The organism is Helicobacter pylori SA213A (assembly GCF_000476275.1).
Classification (GTDB): domain Bacteria; phylum Campylobacterota; class Campylobacteria; order Campylobacterales; family Helicobacteraceae; genus Helicobacter; species Helicobacter pylori_CL.
On the sequence record NZ_CBOM010000019.1, the window covers coordinates 13295 to 30486 of the forward strand.

Here is a 17192-nt window from a genome sequence, read left to right on the forward strand (position 1 = left end):
AGGCCTACTTCTTATTCATTTCTAAAGCTTTTCTTCTTTCTTCAAGCTCTTTTTCATCTCTTTCTTGATGCTCTTTCGCTCTTTGTTCAAATTCTCTCGCCCTTCGTTCGGCTTTGGCTTTTTTCTTTTCTTCTTTCAAGCGGCGTTTTTCTTCTTTAGGGCTGAGTTTTGGTGCTTCTTTAATAGCGTTATCCTCTTTTGAAACAGGAGCGTTTTTTGCGCCTTTTTGGTTACCCTCTTTTGAAGCAGGAGCGTTTTTGTTTTCTTGATTTTCTTTTACGCCTTTTTGGATAGCGTTATTTTGATTGTTAATAGGCTCCATATCGCGCCTTCTGGTTTTAACTTCTTCTTCTTCAAACCCGCTATTTCTTGGCTTAACTTTGTTTTCTTCTAAAGGCTTTTCTTTAGCTTTATGCCTTTCTTGCAAATAAATAGGAGCGTTCCCTTTTTCACCTTTTTGAGATTTTTTAGATGCAGATTTTTCCACAACGGGATAAAGTTTTGGCTTAAAATCATTATAATCTAAATAGTAGCGATCATAATACACCCGATTTTTATCATAAAACACCCCTTTATCCAAACGATTAGATGAAAAAAACTTAAAACTGCCTATAGTTGGCGTTTTATAGACATTATACGAATCAAAATCATTCAAATCCACCTCTATCACATACCCGCGCTTTTCTAAAGAATACAATTTATTATGGTTTAATACAATGGTATTGAGCGAAGCAAAGGGCAGTTTCACGCTGTTTAATTCCCTCAAACTCTTATCCATTTGCAAAATCTGCCCGTCTAGCGTGAGCACGTATAAAGTCCCCTTATCATAAAGCAAATCCACAATATCCCCATCGTAATTGAACTCTTGACCGCTCACTACTGAGAGTATCCTTTTCCCTGTAGAAGCGATCATGTTATTGCCATCTACAATAAGGTAAGTGATATTGTTAAAAAACTTATCGCTGCTGATAACAATGTTTCTAATAGGCGTAGGGTTTCCATGCACATAATCCACGACCAACAAGCGCCCATCTAGCATGGGGAACACCACGACCGTATCCATAAAAATAGGCATCGCCATTAAAGAATTGATCGTGGCGCTTGGGGAACCTTTCTCACTAAAAAGCAATTTTTGAGAAGTGATGTCGTATAAATTCGCTGAATTGTCTGCTAACACCACCGCTAAAAGATTCCCTTTAACGCTCGCGCTCAAGGCAAAAGTCTCCAAAGGAATAACGATAGATTGTTGGCTGGCGTTAGGGTTATTGCTAATCAATTCCACTTGATGACAGACTTTATCTTGGACTTCCGCTTCAACGCCCTTTAATTTCAATTCCGTTTCTTCAGTCTTAGCCACCTTGTTTTTGCTTGTTTTTTTATCAATCTTGTTCAAACAATCTTGCGCAAGGATGAAAAACCCTTGACTCTCATTTAAAAAACTGCTTTCATAATTGAAATTCTTACCGATTCTTAATTGCGTTAAACCTTTATCGCCTATAACCGCTCCATTTTTCAAAATGGCTCCATAACGATTAGACGAAACGATACTTTCTTGCAAATGGTTAGGGAAATACGCTTCGCCTTTAACTTGGTGTTTAGCGGGTTTGAAGTATTTTCTCATGTTACAGCCGCTAAAGGCAATTAGGGCTATGAGTAAGATTAAAAATGGTTTATTCATCAAATCAATGCGTTCCTTGAATGGTTTCTTTTTTTAGATTAGTTGGTTTGGAAAGGTTTTGCTGAATATCTTCTAACATTCCATAGTGTTTTAAAACAGAGATTATAGCATAGAGTGAAGAACTTAGAGGGATAGTAGATAAACTTTGATGCGCTTTTTTGATTGCGTCTTTAGAATTTTCTTCATACAACAAGTTCACTTCTTGTAAAGCACTCATTTCTTTAAGAACGGGGCTTTTTTCAAGTAGGTTTTTATCTCTAGAAAGCGATGCGTAAGAATATTTGGCAAAAGTTTTAACGATTTCATTAGAAGATTGCGAAAGTTTTTTAAACTCGTTTGCATCGTTTCTTTCACTCGCTCTGGCGAACTGATACAAATCATACAACTCTGGGGCGATTTCTTTCAATCTTTTTTGCAAGGCTATATTATTAGGACTCTCTAGCACTTCATTATAAATTTGAGTGATTCGCTCTCTAGTTTGCTCATGCTTATAATCTTGTAATTTTGTATCCCCTAAATAAGCGATAAAAGCCACCACGATAAACAACAACACCCACTTGTAGCGTTTGAAAAACTTTTCTAATCTAAACGCCCCCTCTAAAAGCTTTTCATCGCTTTTGAATTCGTTTTTAACTTGCTCTAAATTTTCCTTAATATTCATGCCTTACTCACTCCTGTGCTACCAAACCCTCCGCTACCCCTTGAAGTTTCATCTAATCGTTCGCATTCTATAAATTCGGCTTTATAAGTTTTTTGAACCACCCCTTGAGCGATCCTATCCCCTACTTGAACTTTAAAATCTTTATCGCTTAAATTCGCTAAAATGACCTTAATTTCGCCCCTATAATCATTATCCACCGTGCCAGGAGAATTTAACACCATCACCTGATGGTTCAAAGCCAAACCGCTACGGGTGCGCACTTGCAATTCATACCCCACTTCTAAAGACAAACAAATCCCTATTTTCACCAACCCCACGCTATGAGGTTTGATGATTGCATTTTCTACCGCATGCAAATCAAAGCCTGAAGAACCCTCGGTTTGGTATTCAGGGATAAGAGCGTTTGGGTGGATTTTTTGGATTTTAATTTTCATCAAAACAAATCTCTTTATAATAAATGTCTAAAATTTCAAAATCGCTTTCGCCATTAGGCAATTGAATGCTCACCGCATCGCCCTTACTCTTACCGATCAAACTCTTAGCGATCGGCGAACCAAAAGAGATCAACCCTTTAGCCGGATCGCTCTCCACGCTCCCTACTATCGTGTAAGAAAACTCTTTATCGTTATCCAAATTAAGGATTTTAATCGTGCTGCCAAAACTCACTTTATTATGGGCTAAAACACTCGGATCAATCACTTGAGCGTTAGCGACAATTTCGCTTAAATCCACAATTCTCGCTTCAATGAAGCGTTGTTTTTCTTTAGCGGCATGGTATTCAGCGTTTTCTTTCAAATCCCCATGCCCTCTAGCAATATCAATTTCTTTCACAATATTAGGCCGTTCCACCTCTTTTAATTGCTTCAATTCCGCGCAAATTTTATTGTATCCATGCATACTCATAGGTTCTTTATTCATTTAATCTCCTAAGCTTATTCAGTAGAGATTATAGTAAAAATTAAGTTAAATTCAGCAAAAAAGCCATCTCTTCGGCGACTTTTCTCGCGCTCCCATGTTTTAAATATTCCCTTAATCTCAAACTTTCTTTAAAATAGCGCTCTCTGTCCATTTCTTTATACGCTTTTAACAAACCCTCTACGCTCAAAAAATGCTGGATCAATTCCGGGTGCAATTGGCTCTCCCCAAGCCCTGGAGTCTCATCATTTAAGGCGTTATAAAAGATATTCGCTAAACCTATATAATGCAAATTGACAAACATTCTAGCGATCAAAAAATCCATCGTTTTAGCCCTATACGCTAACACAAAAGGCGTGCCAATTAAAGCGGCCTCTAAAGTCGCTGTGCCGCTGCAAATGAACGCAAACTCCGCTTCAAACAAACTCTTATGCGCATCATAAGAAATTTCAAATAATTGAATGTCTTCTCCATAAAGGGCTTTCAAATCCAACCCCTTAAAGAAACTCGGCACGACCAGCACACGCCTTTTAAACCCTTCGTTTTGTTCTAAAATTTGAGCCGCTTTGACAAACAAAGGGAACATTTTAGCGATTTCACTTTTTCGGCTTCCTGGCATAAACACCAGAGTTTCGCCCTTAATATCTTTTTTATAATATTTAATTTCATCTAATAAAGGATGTCCCACATATTGGGCTTTTTTTTGGTAATAGCTCACTTCAAAAGGCAAAATCGCTCCCAAAAAATCGCAGTATTTTTCAAGGCTTTTAGCGCGCCATTTTTTCCATGCCCAAACTTGCGGTAAAATATAATACATGATTTTTTTATGCGGGTCTTGTTTTTTGATTTTTTTGGCTAGGGGGATATTGAAAGAAGAAGAATCCATTAAAAGCACCATATCCGCTTGTTTGGCTAATTGGACCATTTCTTTATGGGCTTTGAGTAAAAACCCCAAACGGCCTATCACATCTCTAAAACCCATGACAGAAAATTCCCTAGGGCTATAGAGTGCCTCTTTGCTTTCAAACACGCCAATGAAACGATAATCTTTAGGCAAATTGTGGCGTAATTCTTCTAAATGCATATTAGAGCTCGCTTCTAAAGCGCTCACTAAAATCGTGGGCATTATTTGTCTTTCAAAAGGTTTTGGACTTGATAGAGCTTGATTTCTTTATGCAAATCCCTTAATTCAATTTTGAGCAACGAATTTTCAAAATCTTTTTTAGAGAGATGGTTTTTTAAAAGCCTGTTTTCGCGCAAAACGCTGCGGTATTGCAAGTAAATCCCTTCATCAAACACGCGCTTGCTTGGTTTTGCCATGATAACCTGATTATCACTAGTGAAAACCTCCACCTCTTCAAGGGCTTTAGGGAAAATCACATCCTCTTCTGTATTTTGTGTTTCTTTGTTTAAGCGGGAGTTTTCTTTTTCTGATTTTTTTTGACAGATTTCTTGCTTCAAACCTTTTAAAACGCTTTTTTTCTTACGCAAGATTTCTTGGACTTGCTTCAATTCCAAACGGATTTTTTTTAAAACTTCTCTAGTGTCTTTAATTTCTTGCTGGTAAGCGTTCAATTCTTCTTGCATCGGTTTTTATTCCGCTAACATTTCTAAAGACAACAAACGCATTTCATTGCCTTGAGTGATAATGACATTCTTGCTGTGGCATTTCTCACACACCCCATAATCTAGTGCGTTAGGCTTAAAAACATGCGAACAATCCTTGCATTCTAATTCAACCTTTTCATCTACAATGTCTAAAATAGCGTCTTTACACACCAAAGATTCTTCTCTAAAAGTCTCAAACGCGCTCACAAACAAGCTCTTATCCATAGCGCTTCTTTCACCAATACCGACAACGACTCTTTCAATCTTATGGGCTTGATTTTTCTTCGCATGCTCTTCGCAAAGAGCGATTAAAGAAGAAACGACCGAGTATTCATGCATACTAAACCTTAATCTTTAAATTAGCCCCTATTATATTGTATTAGAGTAATCCTTTAGTTTATTGCTTAAGATTCAATAGGGTGTTAAGGATTTGATCGGATGTGGTTACCGCTTTAGAGTTCGCTTGAAACCCCCTTTGAACCACAATCAAATTCGTTAAACTCCGGCTCAAATCCACATTACTAGACTCTAGTTTAGATCCTGAAATCGAACCCCTACGCCCCGTATTAGCCGCACCGATTAAGGCTTGCCCTGAGTTTCCGGTTTGAGAAAAGACATTCCCGCCTAAAGCCTGTAAACCCGCATCGTTAGCAAAATTCGCTAAAGCCACTTGAGCGAGCGCTAAAGTCCTGCCATTACTGAACGCTCCTAAAAGCACCCCGTCTGAATCAAAACGAACATCCATCAAATCGCCCGCTTGGTAGCCGTTTTGCTCAATCGCATAAGTTTCAGAAATCTTATCCACGCTCGTTAGCCCATCAAAGCTCCCTGAGGAACCAAAGGCAAGATTGATGCGTTGGGGGGCATCAGCGCCATTTTTAGGGTCAAATTGCAAAAGAGGCGGGTTCATGCCAGCGAGCGATCCATCATTATTGAAACGCAAACGGCCCCCTTCAAACACATTCGGTCTAGCCGCTGACCCCCCTACTAATTCCCCAGGCTCAGGCACGATCACCCTAAAATTCCATTCCGCTCCCCCACTCCTATAAAATTCAATGCGCATGGCGTGTTTAGTGCCTAAGCTGTCTATCACATCAATGCTTGTTGCATGGGTAGCATGGGTGAATTTAGAACTGCTCGCTGACGCTCCCCCTTCAATCAAAGAAGCGGTGTTAAGCCCTTTCATCGCATTTTTAAACAAAACATTGTTCGTTACGCTGTCTGAAGAATACCCGCTCACAAAGATATTCAGGTTTTCTTTAATAATATTTTTATTGTCTTTATTGTTGATTTCAAACATGCCGTATTGATTGACGCTAACCCCTATAGAAGCGGCTGAGTCTTGGTAATTATCCGCTAAGCTAGGATCTTTTACGATATTAGCGTCATGCTGGATTAAGGCGCGCAAGTCTTCAGTGGTCCTAAACTGCCCAATATCCGCATTAGGGCTAATAGAATGCGTGTAGCTGTATTTAAAGGCCGTTACATCTTTATCACCGTCTAAAAAGTTAGCGAACGCTCCGGTCCCGGCTTGAGTGACCACAATGTTTTTAAGCTTTTCATCGCCGTCTAATTCATTGGTGTTTTCCAAACGCAATTGCTTGCCGTCCAAATAAGCTTCAATGCCTGTTTGGCTTTTGACCGCATTGATCGCATTTTTAGCCGCCACTAGGCTTGAAGTCCGGCTCACCGCTGAATCGTTTGTGAAAGAAATCTTAACCCCATTCAATTCAAGCGTGCTGTTTTCTGCAGAAGGGAGGATGTCTTTGACCATTTTTGCGCTCTTATAGCTCACCCAAATCCCTTGATTTTCATTCAATAAAAGAGCGTCGCCATCTTCATTGTATAAAGATCCCATGTCTTCGGCGACTTGAGCAAGATTCGTGCCTGAATCATACACCGGATTAATGCCATCTGAAGGGGTTTTGGCTGAAGAATCCAAAGCAAATATCGCCGCTGTTTGATCGGCATGCCTTCCAGCGTTTAAATTCGCCCTCATAGAAATGCGGTTACTCGCTCTAGCTGGCATCACCATTCCTGGATCAATTCTAATGTTTTCTAAAGGGCCAGTGTTATCCACTTTTAAAGCGTCCGTATCGCTCCCTTTATTGCCGGTATCGCTCCCGTTTCTCACCCACCCTTGCACCACAAGCCCGCCGGTGGTAACCAAACTCCCTTGCGAGTCAAAAAGGAACTCCCCATCTCTAGTGAAATTGCGCGTGATCCCCCTATCAGGGCTAATGATAAAAAAGCCATCGCCTTGAATCGCTAGATCGGTTTTGACATCTGTGTTTTGGATATTGCCTTGTGAAAAGATTTTAGTCGTCGCATCCACGCCTACCCCAAGCCCCACAGAAAAGTCATTCTGCCCTGCTAACCCGTTTTTATAGGGCGCGGTAGCGATGAGTTTGACTTGAGAGAGCATGTCCACAAAAGAAGCCCTAGAATATTTAAACCCAGTGGTATTCACGTTCGCAATATTGTTACTCTCAATATCCAAAGCAATTTGGTGGGCTTGCATCCCATTGACACCAGACCATAAAGACCTAAGCATGGTTATCCTTTAATGTAAAGAAATTCAATCTATGCAAAATAAAGCAAAAGTTGTTCCTAAATAGCTTTTTAGAATGATTGGTTGCGGATTTTAAAGGTTTGTTAATCAAAAAGATCGGTCAAATTCATAAGGGGATAGGGGGTTTTGTAACACTACCCCCATAACGCTTTTTAAAGGTTATCGCTCAAATTTAAGAATCTAACTTACCTTAACGCAAAATCGCGCATTCGTGATCTTGAATCTCTTCGGCTGAAGCGCGATTTAAAGTCAATGGGTTAAATTGTGTCGCTAATAAGACAAAGGAGTTATCGCTCTGTTGCACCACCGCTAAGCCATAGTCCCCCATGTGTTTGCGCGCATTAGGCACTTCTTTATTAAGCATGACAAACGGGCTTTTTTGCACTAACTCGCTCTCTGTTACCCGACGCACCAAATATTTATGCCCGTTCAAACCGCCCGGTAATGGCGACCAACGGCTGTTGATTTTTTTTAGGTTATTATCCAGCTGTTTGCGCGTATCAAGGCTAATGCAAGAGATATGGATATGAAAATGGTTTTGCGATCGCCCTTTGCTAGAGTTGATCGTCAAAGAAATTGCGCTATCAGGAATGGGTTTGCCGTATTTTTTACTCATAAAATCGCGCGCTTGCCATGATAAATAAAAAAAGTTAGGCGTAGAGGGATCAAGCAACAAAGGGCTTTCAATACCGCTAATGTGAGTTGTTGGCATCAACAAATATTGCAACGGGCCGTTAATATCTTTTAAAACCACATAGCCGGCATCGGGTTTGACTTCTATGCATGGCGAAGGATTCTGATTTTTCTCATAATTAGGCAGACATTCCTCAAAAACAATCTTACGCAACACATTCGGATCTTTAGCGTTTAAACTCATAACAGCGATAGCTACCACCGCTAAAAAAAGAAAGCCCGCTTTTTTCATCTTTTTTGCTCCTTGTTTTTAATGAGAGTTTTTGCAAACCCTCTTGTTATTTTTCTACAATAGTGGTTAAAAGCTTTAATTATTATGATTATTTTAATAAATTTTAACTTATTAGTAACATTTGGTAACCTATTTTTAGAAAGAGATTTTTGAATACTAACTAGAAAAAATTTAAATTGATAGCATTAAAAAGATCTAAAGAATTTTTTAAAATATTAAATAGCTTGCGTTAATCAGGCGATAATTTTTCACCATGCGATCTTATGGGGTTGGTGCTTATCAAAATAAAGCGTTTCATAACCTTGATTTAGGTAATATCATCGCACCAATACCACAATAAGGATGATTATCATGCAAGATTTACCCCCATGCCCTAAATGCAACGACGCCTACACCTACCATGATGGCACGCAATTGGTTTGCTCTAGCTGTTTGTATGAATGGAATGAAAATGAAGTTAATGATGAAGAATTGATCGTTAAAGATTGCCACAATAATCTTTTACAAAATGGGGACTCGGTCATTCTCATTAAGGATTTAAAGGTTAAAGGCTCATCTTTGGTGCTTAAAAAAGGCACCAAAATCAAAAACATCAAACTTGTCAATAGCGATCACAATGTGGATTGTAAAGTGGAAGGGCAGAGTTTGTCTTTAAAATCTGAATTTCTCAAAAAAGCTTAGGAAAATACAAAAGCTTAAGGGTAAGAAAAACTTAGTGGCTTTTTAGGCTTGTAAAAATCATTTTTTAGAAAAAATCAACTTGTCCAGCTTGAAAAAAATCACCGCTCCAATGGTTTGCCCCAAGAAAAGATTGAGCCACAACGGAAAATTGAAATAATAAAAAACCTCCATAAAAGGTAGCATCACCAACGCGCTCAACATCCATCTAAGCCAATAAACCAAAAACAGCTTGGAAGCGTATTCTGTGCCAAGTTTCTTAAAAAATTCTCGCATAAAACAACCCTTTCAAATCCTTTTTGCAAACCCTCCTAAAAAGGAAAGCCCGCTATCAAGGAATATTCCTAAATCTCATGCCTTTAGACAATCGTATAGGACACTCTTTTTTCAAAAAGTTTGCTCTCGTAATTGCCTAAATCCCTACCATCTACAAGGGCAAAGGCATCGCCAAAAGTCGCCAACAAGGCAGTATCTAATTGCATGTCTTTATGGCGGTTCAACGGGATAAAGACTTCCTTGTGGTTATTTTGAAAATCAAACGCTAACAAGGAATCTTTCAAATACACTTCCACTCTAGAAGCGTTTTTCACCACGCTGTTTTGAGCCAATTTCAAGCCTTGCACTTCAGCGCTTTTAATCCCACACGCATGGCATAAGGACACAAACATGCTCTCTTTTGAAATGGTTGCAAACCAAGGCAAACCCTCTCGTTTCGGTAAATTTTCTTTACCCTCTAAAGCCTTTTGTCTTCTAGGCATGTCATGCTTAATGAACGCATAGAAATTACGAACGCTTTCTTTGGGAGTGATCCCTTTGAGCTGGTTGGCAATATTGGCCACGCTCGCATCGTCTCTTTCATAACGCCCCATCGCTACAAAATCGTTCGCATCAAACAAACGATCCTTTAATTGGTAGCTAGCGACCTCATAAGACAAATGGACTTGCTTTTTTTGAGCGCTTTTTGAAAAATCCACTTGCAAATAAGGCACGCCAAAATTGAGCATGCTTTGATAACTGGCATGATTGCCTTGTAATTTCACATTGCTCGCTACAACGCTCGGCATGGGAATGAACAATGAAGTGTGTTCTGCAGAATTAAAATCAATGCTGTATTCAGCCTCTATCTTATATTTTGCAACACTCCCCTTGCGTTCTTCTGCCTGTAGAATTTGCGTTCCTAAAACAGCGCCTGTAGCGCCTAAAGCAGTCGTTTTAATAAAATCCCTTCGTTTCATATTCATAACTATAACTCTTTTTGTAATTTTTAAATTCGTTGAATGAATGAAAAAGTAAGACACACACCAAAAAATTGGTGAGTGTCCAAAAACCTAAATTTTGAAAGACAAGGCATTCCTAAAAAAGAACGCCTAAAGAAAAGGGTTACTTTTTCTTTTTCATATGATGCATGTCTTTGGCATGCATGTCTTTCATCATTTTTTGGTGTTTTTCAAGAGCTTTTTTAACTCCCTCAGCGTATTTGGGGTCAGCTTTCTTGAAATGCTCCAATTGCTTATCCACAATTTCCTTATGAGTAACATGAGCTAAAGACTCTCCAATAGTGTCATGCAACCTTTCTTTTTCATCAGCTGGCAATGAGCGGTAGTAATCGCCTGGTTGGGTGTAGTAATCGCTATCCTCAGCTCTGTAATCCCAATTCCACACTTCAAACTCTTTCTCAATGTGAGCTAAATTGAATTTAGGATCTCTTGCACTCTTATCTTCTTTATAACCAGGCAATGAGCTAGGTGTATAGTTTTGCAAAGAGCCATAGTATCCATTTTGCATGTAACCATCTCTGCTAGAAGAGTGGAACGGGCATCTTGGTTTATTAACCGGTATTTGAGGGTAATTAACGCCTAAGCGGTAGCGGTGTGTATCCCCATAAGAGAACAAGCGAGCTTGTAACATTCTGTCTGGGCTATAGCCAATTCCAGGAACGACATTAGCCGGAGTGAAAGCCGCTTGTTCTACTTCTGCGAAATAGTTTTCCGGATTTCTATTCAATTCCACTTCACCCACTTCCATCAACGGATAATCTTGGAGATACCAAATTTTAGTAACATCAAACGGATGGAATCGATACTTCTTGGCATCCTCTTCTGGCATGATTTGAACAGACAATTTCCATTTTGGGAAATCCCCCCTAGCGATCGCATTGAACAAATCCCTTTGATTGGAATCCGGATCATACTTTCTGACTTCTGCGGCTTCTTCATTAGTCAAGTGCTTAACGCCTTGCATGGTGTGAAAGTGGAATTTCACCCAAAAGCGTTCGCCTTTAGCGTTGATAAAGCTAAAAGTGTGGCTGCCAAAACCATCCATATGGCGGAAAGATTTAGGGATACCTCTATCGCTCATAACCCATGTAACTTGGTATAAGCTTTCAGGAACATTGCTCCAAAAATCCCATACCATGTCGTGGTTAGGCAAATTGGTTTGAGGATCTCTTTTTTGAGTGTGGATAAAATCAGGGAATTTGATCCCATCACGGATAAAGAAAACCGGTGTGTTGTTGCCCACTAAATCCCAGTTGCCTTCTTCAGTGTAATACTTCATCGCAAAACCTCTTGGGTCTCTCACCGCATCCGCGCTACCTTTTTCACCAGCCACAGTAGAAAATCTAAAGAAGCATTCTGTTTTTTTGCCCACTTTAGAGAAAATTTTCGCTTTAGTGTATTTAGTGATGTCTTTAGTCACGGTGAAAGTGCCATAAGCCCCACTTCCTTTAGCATGCACAACCCTTTCAGGGATTCTTTCTCTGTCAAACGCCGCTAACTTTTCCAAAAACCAAGTGCTTTGTAAAAGAACAGGACCTCTAGGGCCAGCCGTGATCACATTGTTGTCATCCCAAACGGGAGCGCCAAAAGCGGTGGTTTGTTTCACATCTTTATTAACCATCTTTTTTCCTTTTATGATTTTAAATCTTCGTAATATAGCACTAAGCCAATTACTTGTGGTGATTATTACATAATTTGTTATACAAAGACTAACAAGATTCAATTTCCTTAAAAAATCCTTTTTTTAAGAATAAAAAAACCCCTTAAGTATTTCTATTCGTAACAATTAATAAAAATAAGAAAGATTAAACGCTAAATTTTATTTTTAATCTGGTTTTAATAATAATTATCATAACATTCCATTCCAATGCATTGACGGATTTTGTTTTTTTTTTTTGTATTTTTATTTTTGAATTTTTAAATTAAGGAGAATTGTTGAATGCTTTTAAGATCATACCCAAAGCTTAGATACGCTTTATGTTTCCCCCTACTCACTGAGGCTTGCTATAGCGAAGAGCGCACTTTAAATAAGGTTACCACGCAAGCTAAAAGGATTTTCACTTATAACAATGAGTTTAAGGTTACTTCTAAAGAATTAGATCAGCGCCAAAGCAATGAGGTCAAAGATTTGTTTAGGACTAACCCTGATGTGAATGTCGGCGGAGGGAGCGTGATGGGGCAGAAAATCTATGTGAGAGGCGTTGAAGACAGGCTTTTAAGGGTTACGGTGGATGGGGCGGCGCAAAATGGTAATATCTACCACCACCAAGGCAACACCGTGATTGACCCTGGCATGCTCAAAAGCGTGGAAGTGACTAAAGGGGCGGCGAATGCGAGCGCAGGGCCAGGAGCGATTGCAGGAGTGATTAAAATGGAAACTAAAGGCGCGGCTGATTTTATCCCTAGGGGTAAAAATTATGCAGCCAGTGGGGCGGTGAGTTTTTATACCAATTTTGGGGATAGGGAAACTTTTAGAGCGGCTTATCAAAGCGCGCATTTTGACATTATCGCTTATTACACGCACCAAAATATTTTTTATTATAGGAGCGGCGCTACAGCGATGAAAAACCTATTCCATCCCACCCAAGCCGATAAAGAGCCAGGAACGCCTAGCGAGCAAAACAACGCTTTAATTAAAATGAATGGTTATTTGAGCGACAGAGACACGCTCACTTTCAGCTGGAACATGACACGAGATAATGCCACACGCCCTTTAAGGAGTAACGCCATAGGGTTAGCCTATCCTTGTGAAGCCCCTTTTAGCCCTGATGGCGCTCAAGGGTGTCCTAATGTGCTGGATAGTTTTACGAGGTATTTGTATCATTCTATCAATAGCGCTAACAATCTTTCATTGCAATACAAAAGGGAGGCGGGAAATTCTTTTGGCGACCCACGATTAGATTTTACCCTTTATACAAGCATTAGAAACGCCCAATTTGATCCCCTATTTGACCCTAACGGCGTTTATGCCAAATTCCCCACTTCTTTAGCGAGCGAATGGGAAAGAGAAAATTACCCATGCGTTGAAGGCGGGTATTGCACCCCAAGCTTTTCTGATGTCGATAAACCAAGCTCACAGCCTAGGAATTTATTCTTAAACAACACCGGCTTAAACCTTAAAGTCGCGCATGTGATTGATGAAGCCACAGACAGCCTTTTTGAATACGGATTCAACTACCAAAATTTAAGCGTTTTTGACGCTCGCATCCCTAAATCAGAATTATACAGACCCAATCAAGTCTATATTGATGATAAAGGGCAAAAACAAATCGCTTGCAGTCTTGTAGACAATAACCCCAATGACCCTACGCTATGCCAAAGAGGGAAAGCCAATGGGAATATTTATGGAGGCTATGTGCAAGCGAATTACTCGCCTCATAAAATCATCACTTTTGGAGCCGGGGTTAGGTGGGACGCCTACACGCTTTATGATAAAGATTGGAACCACCGCTACACTCAAGGCTTTAGCCCTAGCGCGGCTCTTGTGATCAGCCCCATTGAGCCTTTATCTTTAAAAATCACTTATTCTCAAGTTACAAGGGGGGTGATGCCAGGAGATGGCGTGTACATGCGCCAAAACGATTTACGATACGCTAAAAACATCAAGCCTGAAGTGGGCTCTAACGCTGAATTTAATATTGATTATTCAAGCCAGTATTTTAGCGGGAGGGCTGCGGCGTTTTATCAAGCTTTAGACAATTTCATCTCCCAATACGCGCAAACTTTAATCGTGAATAATCTCAGTCAAGCGATTAGGATTTATGGCTATGAAGTGGGCGGGACTTTCAAATATAAGGGCGTGAGTTTGAATGTAGGGATTTCGCGCACTTGGCCCACCACTAGGGGGTATTTAATGGCGGACAGCTATGAGCTTGCTGCAAGCACCGGTAATGTTTTTATCGTCAAATTGGATTACACCATTCCTAAAACAGGGATCAATCTTGCATGGCTTAGCCGTTTTGTGACCGGTTTAGATTATTGCGGGTTTGATATTTACTTGCCCGATTACGGGACAACTGAGAAACCCAAAACCCCTACGGATCTAGCCAAATGCGGATCCCAATTAGGGTTAGTGCATATGCATAAACCGGGCTATGGCGTGAGTAATTTTTATGTCAATTGGAGCCCTAAAACCAAAAGCCGCTGGAAGGGTTTGCTGCTTTCGGCGGTGTTTAACAATGTTTTTAATAAATTCTATGTGGATCAAACAAGCCCCTATGTCATGAGCCCGGACATGCCAGGCACTGACGCTGTCAAAAGAGCGATTGCAGAGCCCGGTTTTAACGCGCGCTTTGAAGTGGCTTACAAATGGTAGTTAGTGGGGCTTTAAGCGTTGCGCATGCGTGATAGCAACGGCTATGGCGTCGCTAATATCCAAAGGTTTGATCTCGCTTGTGATATGAAGCAGGCGTTTGACCATAAAGGCTACTTGCTCTTTAGCGGCTTTGCCGTTACCGGTCAAGGCTTTTTTGACTTGCAAGGGCGTGTATTCGCTAAAATTACCGATCCTTTCTAAAATCTTTAAGGACAACGCCCCCCTGAATTGCGCGAGTTTGATCACGCTTTTTGGGTTATACCCAAAGAAAATATCTTCAATCGCCACTTCATGCACTTCATAACGATCCAATAAACAATCTAAGGCTTCTATCAAATCCAAGATTTGTTCTTGCAAGCGTGTTGTGGTGATATTAATGAACCCGGCTGTGATTAAAGAAAGCTTGTTAGAAGCATGAGAAATGATAGCATACCCGCATTTCCTGCTGCCTGGGTCTATTCCTAAAATACGCATCAATCATTCCTATTTTTAATTGCAAGGTTTAAAAAACGCTATTATTATATCCATGTTTCTTGTTAGAATAAAAACACAAGATTATATTGAGGGTTTTTAAGTATATGCATAAGGGAGTGATAAATGGTAGCAAACACGATCATATTAGTGGATTGGGAGAATTTTAGGCGCGATATTAAGCAAACAAAATGCGTTAATTATAATATCGCTTTAGACGTTATCGTTACTATTAGGGCTTTTTTGCTAGATGATGAAAGGATTATTCGTATTTATTTTTACACCACCCCACCCTTTGATTTTAGGCATGCGTTGTGGGATAAAAGGAATGATGCGCTTCAAAATGAAAAAAGTCCCGGGACAGAGATGAAAATCTTCACCAGCAGTGATATTGAAGAAATCTTACAAAGCAGTGAAGCGACTAAATGGGAGAAAATCTATAGCGATGTGGAAAATTTCCAACACGATCTCGCTTCATTGGATCAAGTGGAATTGAGGTTAGGCAGAACGAAGTTAAACGCAATAAGAGTGGAGTTTGATGGGAGCTATAGGGCGTTATTGGAACAAAAGCAGGTGGATATGCTCATGGGACTTGATATTCAAAGAATCGCCTTTAAAAAAATAGCTGATAGGATTTTGATATTTTCAAAAGATACTGACTTGATCCCAGCGCTAAAATTAGCCAGAGATGAGGGGCTGAGAGTGGATATTGCCGATTTGTCTAACAGGCTGTCTCTTCTTAGCCACGATTTGAAATACAATTCGGATAAAGTGAGGAAATTGAGTAGCAGCGAAGTTAAAGACAAGCTTTTTTCCATCAGAGAAAACCTCACTAAAACCAATTGGGCTTAAACTAAACCATAAAAAAGGTTGCTTGATTTTTAGAGGGTTTAAAAATGATTTTTAAAAATTCCAATAAGAATTGTTTTGATTAGAGAGCTAAATTTTTGGATTTGAAGCTTATTTTTAACGCTTAGCGGGTAGCATTACTTCTTTTCTTATTCTTTTGTGTTAGGATTAGGGTTATTAGAGTTTAAAGAAGAAGCTAAACGCCCTCCATCTTTTGTGATTAAGCTAGGGTCTATGAACTTAGCTTGCTCTCTAAGATTTCCTGCTTTCTTTTCAAACCCTATATACCCGCTTACTCCTTAATAACTCTCCTTGTCAATTATCGTTCTCGTTTCTCCTCTGATTTGATTGCAGGTGTTTGATTTATTTTCTTTTATTGGCCTTGACTGGTTAAATCTTTTTGAATAGTATCACTGCAGACATCGCTATAGGAACTCGACCTATGGTTGCCCCTTAGAGGGTTTGGTGTCTTGTATTAAAGCTTTGATTGATACATCGTTTTTAAGATTAATTCATTTTTCACTCCTTGACTTATTCAATTTTTTAAGTATTGTTCTTTTCAGCACCACCATGGGAACTCGACCTATGGCTGAACCTTTGCGTTAGCATCGAGTCCGGTGCTTGAAAACTTCTTATAAGCGTTGTTATTCTAATCTCCGTTCTCCGTTACTCTTGAACATTGTTTTTAAAGCTAATTCACTCTCTCTATTGTTTAATGTTTTTGTGCTAATATTGTCAAGGCATGGGTTAGAGAATATTTTCTAACCCATACTAAAAACACTTTGAGTGTGCCAATAGACCCTGACACATAAGACGCAAGGGCTTGTGTATGGTCAAGGTGAGGCTTTTTAATGCTTTTCATTGCTTACTCCTTGTGTTTAATTTTTTATGTTAAAGTTTCAAAACACATTAGCTTTATCAAATATGTCTAGCACTCAGCTCATAACTGATGTTTAATTGCTATTCTGAGATTTTGCTAATGTTTTTCTATGGGCTACACTATCCTTATAATTTCGTTTTATGCTTCGTTTTTAGTATTAATTCATACTTTTCAGCGTTGGCTTGCTCTAGGGGGCTTGAAGGCTCTTGCGTTTTAAGCACGTTTGTGTTAGGATTAGGTTCTGTGAGTTTAGGGGTTCCCAAACCTACCCCTTGTAATTGAGTCATAAGGAGAAACGGTGACTCACTCTCGCTATTATAGATTTCATAACTGCTTACTACCCACTTATTATGAAGTCCTAGT

Annotated in this window: 15 protein-coding genes and 3 pseudogenes; 3 read left to right on the plus strand and 15 right to left on the minus strand. The window is 39.6% G+C overall.

Features of this window, described 5'->3' with window-relative positions; translation table 11 throughout:
• Positions 1–4 precede the first annotated feature (4 nt).
• The 9 genes and pseudogenes from pgbB to cdh all read right to left on the minus strand — a co-directional run bounded on the left by pgbB (position 5) and on the right by cdh (position 8514).
• Positions 5–1678, minus strand: coding sequence for a plasminogen-binding protein PgbB (gene pgbB / locus QT74_RS06595; RefSeq protein WP_033765565.1), 1674 nt, complete (start codon positions 1676–1678; stop codon positions 5–7).
• Between the two features lie 4 nt (positions 1679–1682).
• Positions 1683–2339: a hypothetical protein gene (locus QT74_RS06600; protein WP_033765567.1), complete on the minus strand. Its 657-nt coding sequence runs from the start codon at positions 2337–2339 to the stop codon at positions 1683–1685.
• Positions 2336–2773, minus strand: coding sequence for a dUTP diphosphatase (dut, locus tag QT74_RS06605; RefSeq protein WP_033765568.1), 438 nt, complete (start codon positions 2771–2773; stop codon positions 2336–2338). Before dut ends, QT74_RS06600 begins: the two co-directional genes overlap by 4 nt.
• Positions 2763–3257, minus strand: coding sequence for a transcription elongation factor GreA (gene greA, locus QT74_RS06610; protein ID WP_001031343.1), 495 nt, complete (start codon positions 3255–3257; stop codon positions 2763–2765). The genes dut and greA overlap by 11 nt, the downstream gene beginning before the upstream one ends.
• 40 nt (positions 3258–3297) lie before the next feature.
• Positions 3298–4380, minus strand: coding sequence for a lipid-A-disaccharide synthase (gene lpxB / locus QT74_RS06615; RefSeq protein ID WP_033765570.1), 1083 nt, complete (start codon positions 4378–4380; stop codon positions 3298–3300).
• Positions 4380–4841, minus strand: coding sequence for a nickel-binding protein Mua (gene mua / locus QT74_RS06620; RefSeq protein ID WP_033765571.1), 462 nt, complete (start codon positions 4839–4841; stop codon positions 4380–4382). Before mua ends, lpxB begins: the two co-directional genes overlap by 1 nt.
• A 6-nt stretch (positions 4842–4847) precedes the next feature.
• Positions 4848–5201 carry a hydrogenase/urease nickel incorporation protein HypA gene (gene hypA / locus QT74_RS06625; RefSeq protein WP_000545280.1) on the minus strand — a complete coding sequence of 118 codons (354 nt, stop codon included), beginning with the start codon at positions 5199–5201 and terminating at the stop codon, positions 4848–4850.
• Positions 5202–5259: 58 nt separating this feature from the next.
• Positions 5260–7416 carry a flagellar hook protein FlgE gene (gene flgE / locus QT74_RS06630; RefSeq protein WP_033765573.1) on the minus strand — a complete coding sequence of 719 codons (2157 nt, stop codon included), beginning with the start codon at positions 7414–7416 and terminating at the stop codon, positions 5260–5262.
• Positions 7417–7624: 208 nt separating this feature from the next.
• A pseudogene (gene cdh / locus QT74_RS06635) lies at positions 7625–8514 on the minus strand (CDP-diacylglycerol diphosphatase).
• A gap of 196 nt (positions 8515–8710) precedes the next feature.
• Between cdh and QT74_RS06640 the strand changes: the two are divergent.
• Positions 8711–9040, plus strand: a complete 330-nt coding sequence (locus QT74_RS06640) for a zinc ribbon domain-containing protein YjdM (protein WP_033765576.1) — start codon at positions 8711–8713, stop codon at positions 9038–9040.
• Positions 9041–9097: 57 nt separating this feature from the next.
• Here the strand turns inward: QT74_RS06640 and QT74_RS06645 are convergent, their stop codons facing one another.
• The 3 genes from QT74_RS06645 to QT74_RS06655 all read right to left on the minus strand — a co-directional run bounded on the left by QT74_RS06645 (position 9098) and on the right by QT74_RS06655 (position 11935).
• Positions 9098–9313 (minus strand): hypothetical protein, encoded by a 216-nt coding sequence (locus QT74_RS06645; RefSeq protein ID WP_001206523.1) that lies wholly within the window; start codon positions 9311–9313, stop codon positions 9098–9100.
• A gap of 83 nt (positions 9314–9396) precedes the next feature.
• The gene (locus tag QT74_RS06650; RefSeq protein ID WP_033765587.1) at positions 9397–10272 is read right to left on the minus strand and encodes a twin-arginine translocation signal domain-containing protein; all 876 of its coding nucleotides are present in this window, start codon (positions 10270–10272) and stop codon (positions 9397–9399) included.
• Positions 10273–10417: 145 nt separating this feature from the next.
• Complete coding sequence (locus QT74_RS06655) at positions 10418–11935, minus strand: catalase (RefSeq protein WP_033615228.1); 1518 nt, start codon at positions 11933–11935, stop codon at positions 10418–10420.
• A 318-nt stretch (positions 11936–12253) separates the two neighbouring features.
• Here QT74_RS06655 and QT74_RS06660 point away from each other — a divergent pair, with 318 nt between their 5' ends.
• Entirely contained in the window at positions 12254–14629 is a 2376-nt protein-coding gene (locus tag QT74_RS06660) for a TonB-dependent receptor (protein ID WP_033765577.1), read from the plus strand.
• Here QT74_RS06660 and ruvC read toward each other — a convergent pair whose 3' ends face one another.
• Complete coding sequence (ruvC, locus tag QT74_RS06665) at positions 14630–15103, minus strand: crossover junction endodeoxyribonuclease RuvC (protein ID WP_033765579.1); 474 nt, start codon at positions 15101–15103, stop codon at positions 14630–14632.
• Positions 15104–15226: 123 nt separating this feature from the next.
• Here ruvC and QT74_RS06670 point away from each other — a divergent pair, with 123 nt between their 5' ends.
• Complete coding sequence (locus tag QT74_RS06670; protein WP_033765580.1) at positions 15227–15952, plus strand: NYN domain-containing protein; 726 nt, start codon at positions 15227–15229, stop codon at positions 15950–15952.
• Positions 15953–16593: 641 nt separating this feature from the next.
• Here QT74_RS06670 and QT74_RS08850 read toward each other — a convergent pair.
• Together QT74_RS08850 and QT74_RS08740 are read right to left on the minus strand one after the other, a co-directional pair.
• Positions 16594–16811, minus strand: a pseudogene (locus QT74_RS08850) (hypothetical protein).
• A gap of 91 nt (positions 16812–16902) precedes the next feature.
• Positions 16903–17192: pseudogene (locus QT74_RS08740) on the minus strand (DUF3519 domain-containing protein); the annotation flags it as partial.

Coding starts and splice junctions, on each gene's coding strand:
- pgbB (WP_033765565.1), bottom strand. CDS start 1,678: ATGAATAAACCATTTTTAATCTTACTCATAGCCCTAATTGCCTTTAGC.
- QT74_RS06600 (WP_033765567.1), bottom strand. CDS start 2,339: ATGAATATTAAGGAAAATTTAGAGCAAGTTAAAAACGAATTCAAAAGC.
- dut (WP_033765568.1), bottom strand. CDS start 2,773: ATGAAAATTAAAATCCAAAAAATCCACCCAAACGCTCTTATCCCTGAA.
- greA (WP_001031343.1), bottom strand. CDS start 3,257: ATGAATAAAGAACCTATGAGTATGCATGGATACAATAAAATTTGCGCG.
- lpxB (WP_033765570.1), bottom strand. CDS start 4,380: ATGCCCACGATTTTAGTGAGCGCTTTAGAAGCGAGCTCTAATATGCAT.
- mua (WP_033765571.1), bottom strand. CDS start 4,841: ATGCAAGAAGAATTGAACGCTTACCAGCAAGAAATTAAAGACACTAGA.
- hypA (WP_000545280.1), bottom strand. CDS start 5,201: ATGCATGAATACTCGGTCGTTTCTTCTTTAATCGCTCTTTGCGAAGAG.
- flgE (WP_033765573.1), bottom strand. CDS start 7,416: ATGCTTAGGTCTTTATGGTCTGGTGTCAATGGGATGCAAGCCCACCAA.
- QT74_RS06640 (WP_033765576.1), top strand. CDS start 8,711: ATGCAAGATTTACCCCCATGCCCTAAATGCAACGACGCCTACACCTAC.
- QT74_RS06645 (WP_001206523.1), bottom strand. CDS start 9,313: ATGCGAGAATTTTTTAAGAAACTTGGCACAGAATACGCTTCCAAGCTG.
- QT74_RS06650 (WP_033765587.1), bottom strand. CDS start 10,272: ATGAAACGAAGGGATTTTATTAAAACGACTGCTTTAGGCGCTACAGGC.
- QT74_RS06655 (WP_033615228.1), bottom strand. CDS start 11,935: ATGGTTAATAAAGATGTGAAACAAACCACCGCTTTTGGCGCTCCCGTT.
- QT74_RS06660 (WP_033765577.1), top strand. CDS start 12,254: ATGCTTTTAAGATCATACCCAAAGCTTAGATACGCTTTATGTTTCCCC.
- ruvC (WP_033765579.1), bottom strand. CDS start 15,103: ATGCGTATTTTAGGAATAGACCCAGGCAGCAGGAAATGCGGGTATGCT.
- QT74_RS06670 (WP_033765580.1), top strand. CDS start 15,227: ATGGTAGCAAACACGATCATATTAGTGGATTGGGAGAATTTTAGGCGC.